Source organism: Cupriavidus sp. GW823-FHT06D04 (genome assembly GCF_058795055.1).
Genome location: NZ_JBXAHL010000130.1, coordinates 1 through 560, shown reverse-complemented (window position 1 = coordinate 560; position 560 = coordinate 1). Strand labels below are relative to the sequence as shown.

Below are 560 nucleotides of genomic sequence, written 5' to 3'. Positions count from 1 at the left end.
GAAGGATAGCGCGGACGCCGTCGGCGTCCTTTCGGCGGCTAATGCGGCGTCTGTTGTTGCTCAATGTATTGGCGGATGATCTCGATGGGCGCACCGCCGCAGCTCCCTGCGAAGTAAGACGGCGACCACAGCGCACCGCCCCATAGCTTCTTGCTGATGCTCGGGTAGTTCTTCTTTCGGATCATACGGCTGGATACCCCTTTCAAGCTGTTTACCAGTGCGGACACCGCGACCTTTGGCGGGTAGTTCACAAGAAGGTGAACGTGATCGTCCTCCCCATCGAACTCCACCAGTTCAGCTTCGAAATCTGCGCAAACGCCGGTAAATATGTCGCGCAGGTCCTCTGCCGAATGTCATTGTCGTCGCTCATAGGCCAAGAGTATGATTGGGCCATGCAGCGTCTTCAAGCCTTCAAATACGAATTGATGCCGAACGGCGAGCAGCAGCGCAACATGCGCCGTTATGCCGGATCGTGCCGGTTCGTCTATAACAAGGCGCTGGCGTTGCAGAAACAGCGTTACGATCAAGGCGAAAAGAAGCTCAGCTATGCCGGTCTGTGT

Annotated in this window: 1 protein-coding gene and 1 pseudogene; one reads left to right on the top strand and one right to left on the bottom strand. The window is 56.2% G+C overall.

The genetic code is table 11. The features are described from left to right. Window positions 1-38: 38 nt before the first annotated feature. Window positions 39-338: pseudogene (tnpA, locus tag AC1Q7H_RS39910) on the bottom strand (IS200/IS605 family transposase); the annotation flags it as partial. A gap of 12 nt (window positions 339-350) precedes the next feature. Between tnpA and AC1Q7H_RS39905 the strand changes: the two are divergent. Next, a partial coding sequence (locus AC1Q7H_RS39905) for a helix-turn-helix domain-containing protein (RefSeq protein ID WP_492382522.1) occupies window positions 351-560 on the top strand: 210 nt, incomplete at its 3' end.